This is a genomic window from Hydrogenophaga sp., from assembly GCF_041633695.1.
Classification (GTDB): domain Bacteria; phylum Pseudomonadota; class Gammaproteobacteria; order Burkholderiales; family Burkholderiaceae_C; genus Hydrogenophaga.
In genome coordinates, this window is record NZ_JBFJMY010000408.1 from 1 (window position 1) to 3,732 (window position 3,732).

A 3,732-nucleotide genomic window follows, 5' to 3' on the forward strand; every position below is an offset into this window, starting at 1 on the left:
CTGGACACGCCCGACATGAGCGGACTGCGCTACGGCAAGGTCTGCATCCTGTCGGACGCCGACGTGGACGGCTCGCACATCCAGGTGCTGCTGCTCACGCTGTTCTTTCGGCACTTTCCCAAGCTCATCGAAGCCGGCCACGTGTACGTGGCGAGGCCACCGCTGTTCCGGGTCGATGTGCCCGCTCGCGGCAAAAAGCCCGCGAGCAAGCAGTACGCGCTGGACGACGGCGAACTGCACGCGATTCTCGACAAGGCCGAAAAAGACGGTGTGGCGCGCGACAAATGCCAGATCAGCCGCTTCAAGGGCTTGGGCGAAATGAATGCGGAGCAGCTCTGGGATACCACGCTCAATCCCGATACCCGGCGCCTGATGCCGGTGATGCTGGGCTCATGCGATTTTGCGGCGACCGAAGCGCTCATCACCAAACTCATGGGCAAGGGCGAAGCGGCCTCGCGCCGCGAGCTGATGGAGCTGCATGGCGACTCGGTGGATGTGGACATTTGACCCCCCTGCGCCGCTTTGCGTCACCCCCCAGGGGTCGGCATTGACCGACCGGCAGAGCCGGATCGGTGGTGCCCTTGGTTTTGAACCTCGGCACGCGCTGTGCTTCCCCGGATACAAGACATCACTGACATGAACGACACCCCCGAACTCGATCTATTACCCGTTGAGCCGCCTGCCGAGGACAACCTCGCCAACTACGCCCAACGCGCCTACCTGGAGTACGCGCTCTCCGTTGTCAAAGGGCGCGCTTTGCCCGATGTCTGCGACGGGCAAAAACCGGTGCAGCGCCGCATTCTGTACGCCATGGAACGCATGGGGCTGGGCTACAGCGGACCCACACGCAACGTGGCGGCCAAACCGGTCAAAAGTGCACGCGTGGTCGGCGATGTGCTGGGCAAATACCACCCGCATGGCGATTCCGCCGCCTACGACGCGCTGGTGCGCATGGCGCAGGATTTTTCCCAGCGCTACCCGCTGATCGACGGCCAAGGCAACTTCGGTTCACGCGACGGCGACGGCGCCGCCGCGATGCGTTACACCGAAGCGCGCCTGGCCAGGATCACCGGCTTGCTGCTCGACGAGATCGACGAAGGCACGGTCGATTTCATCCCCACCTACGACGGCTCCTTCGAGGAACCCAGGCAGTTGCCGGCCCGTCTGCCGTTCAATTTGCTCAACGGTGCATCGGGCATTGCCGTGGGTCTGGCCACCGAAATCCCCAGCCACAACCTGCGCGAAGTGGCCGACGCCTGCGTGGCCTTGATCAAGACGCCGAAGCTCAGCGACGAAGAGTTGCTGGCCATCCTGCCGGGCCCGGATTACCCGGGCGGCGGTCAGATCATCAGCCCGGCCAGCGACATCGCCGACGCGTACCGCACCGGTCGCGGCAGCCTCAAGGTGCGGGCGCTCTGGAAGATCGAAGAGCTGGCGCGCGGGCAGTGGAATCTGGTGGTCACCGAACTGCCACCGGGTGTGAGTTCGCAAAAGGTGCTGGAAGAGATCGAAGAGATCACCAACCCCAAGGTGAAGACGGGCAAGAAGGCGCTGAGCCAGGACCAGACCCAACTCAAGGCCAGCATGCTCATGGTGCTCGACGGTGTGCGCGACGAGTCGAGCAAGGACGCTGCGGTGCGCCTCGTGTTCGAGCCCAAGAGCAGCCGCATCGAGCAGCAGGAGCTGATCACGGCGCTGTTGGCCCACACCAGTTTGGAAAGCTCGTCCCCGATCAACCTGACCATGATCGGCCTGGACGGCCGGCCGACGCAGAAGTCGCTGCGGCTGATGCTGACCGAGTGGATCGAGTTCCGGCAGACCACCATCACCCGCCGCTCGCAGTACCGCCTCAGCAAGGTGCTGGACCGCATCCACATCCTCGAAGGCAGGCAGCTGGTGTTGCTCAACATCGACGAGGTGATCGCCATCATCCGGCAAAGCGACGAGCCCAAGGCCGCGCTGATAGCCCGCTTCCAACTCAGCGATCGCCAGGCCGAAGACATTCTGGAAATCCGCCTGCGCCAGCTCGCGCGACTCGAAGCCATCAAGATCGAGCAAGAGCTTTCCAAGCTGCGCGAAGAGCAGGGCAAGCTGGAAGACATCCTGGGCAATCCCGGCAGCTTGAAGCGCCTGATGGTGAAAGAGATCGAGGCCGACGCCAAGACCTTTGCCGACGCGCGCCGCACTCTGATCCAGGCCGAGAAAAAGGCCGTGGCCGAAATCAAGGTGGTGGACGAACCGGTGACGGTGGTGGTGTCCAGCAAAGGCTGGGTGCGTGCGCGCACCGGCCACGGGCACGAGCCGGGCAGTTTCGCCTTCAAGGCCGGCGACGGCTTGTATGGCACCTTCGAATGCCGCACCGTGGATACGCTGCTGGTGTTCGGCAGCAACGGCCGCGTGTATTCCGAGCCGGTGGCCAGCCTGCCCGGCGCGCGCGGCGACGGCCAGCCCATCACCACGCTGATCGACCTGGAAAGCGGCACCCAGCCCTTGCACTATTTCGCCGGCCCCGCCAGCGCCACGCTGCTGCTCAGCGGCTCGGGTGGTTATGGTTTTCTGGCGTCGGTGGAGAACATGTTGTCGCGCCAGAAAGCGGGCAAGGCCTTCATCAACCTGGGCGAAGGCGAGACGGTGTGCGCACCGTCCCACGCCGCGCACAGCTCGGGCACCCAGGTCTTGAACGCGGCCACCCATGTGTGCTGCGCCTCCACCGGTGGGCGCATCCTCACCTTTGAAATCGCCGAACTCAAGACCATGGAAAAGGGCGGGCGTGGCCTGATGCTGATCGACCTCGAAGCCAAGGACGCACTGGCCGGTGCCGCCGCCTACACGCGCAGCGTGAAGATCGAAGGCATTGGCCGTGGCGGCAAAGAGCGCGACGAAACTCTGGAAATCCGCAGCTTGAACAACGCCCGCGCCGCCCGCGCGCGCAAAGGCAAGGCGGCCGATCTGGGCTTCAAGCCCAGCAGGGTCACGCGGGTGGAGTGAGGGTGGCGATATGAATTTGGCGGCGCAGGTCCCATCGCTCGATGCGCTGCGCCGCTACGCCATCGCGCGCAGCCTGTTCAAACCGACCAGCTTGCCGGCCGCCATTCGCCGCCTCGGGTTTGTGCAGGCCGACCCCATGCGTGCACCCGCGCGTGCGCAAGACCTGATCCTGCGTCTGCGCGTCAACGGTTACCGTGCCGGCGACCTGGAACGGCGCTACACACGCTTGCCTATCGACGAAGATTGCTTCGTCAACTACGGCTTTGTGCCGCGCGACACCTTGGCGCTGCTGCACCCGCGCGCGCCGCGCCAGTCCTGGGACGCCAACACCCGGGCCCGGGCCGCCGACCTGCTGGCCTTTGTGAGCGAGCGCGGCGCCAGCCACCCCAAAGATGTACAGGCCGCGTTTGCGCACCACGGCAGAGCGGTGAGCGCCTGGGGCAGCGATCTGCGCGCCACCACCCTCTTGCTCGACGACATGCACTACCGGGGCCTGCTGCGTGTGCAGCGGCGCGACAGTGGCACCCGCGTGTTCGAGGTGGTGCAACACCCCGAGCAGGACCACAGCCCCGCCGGCGCGCAAGCGCGGGCCGATGCCTTGCTGGATCTGATCGTGCGCCTGTACGCACCCCTGCCTGCCGCCAGCCTGGGTTATCTGGCCGGCCTTTTGCGCTACGGCGCGCCGCAGTTGGTAGCCGAAACCCGCCAGGCGGTGCTCTCGGCGAAGTCGCGCTACGCGCATGC

Annotated in this window: 2 protein-coding genes and 1 pseudogene; all 3 read left to right on the forward strand. The window is 65.4% G+C overall.

Features of this window, described 5'->3' with window-relative positions; genetic code table 11:
* A pseudogene (locus tag ABYB95_RS19055) lies at positions 1-507 on the forward strand (DNA topoisomerase IV subunit B); the annotation flags it as partial.
* 129 nt (positions 508-636) lie between these two features.
* The gene (gene parC / locus ABYB95_RS19060) at positions 637-2,988 is read left to right on the forward strand and encodes a DNA topoisomerase IV subunit A (protein ID WP_372660442.1); all 2,352 of its coding nucleotides are present in this window, start codon (positions 637-639) and stop codon (positions 2,986-2,988) included.
* A 10-nt stretch (positions 2,989-2,998) separates the two neighbouring features.
* A partial coding sequence (locus ABYB95_RS19065) for a DNA glycosylase AlkZ-like family protein (RefSeq protein ID WP_372660445.1) occupies positions 2,999-3,732 on the forward strand: 734 nt, incomplete at its 3' end.

Bases quoted from the DNA above. Each gene is read 5' to 3' on its own strand.
- parC (WP_372660442.1), top strand. From the start codon at position 637: ATGAACGACACCCCCGAACTCGATCTATTACCCGTTGAGCCGCCTGCC.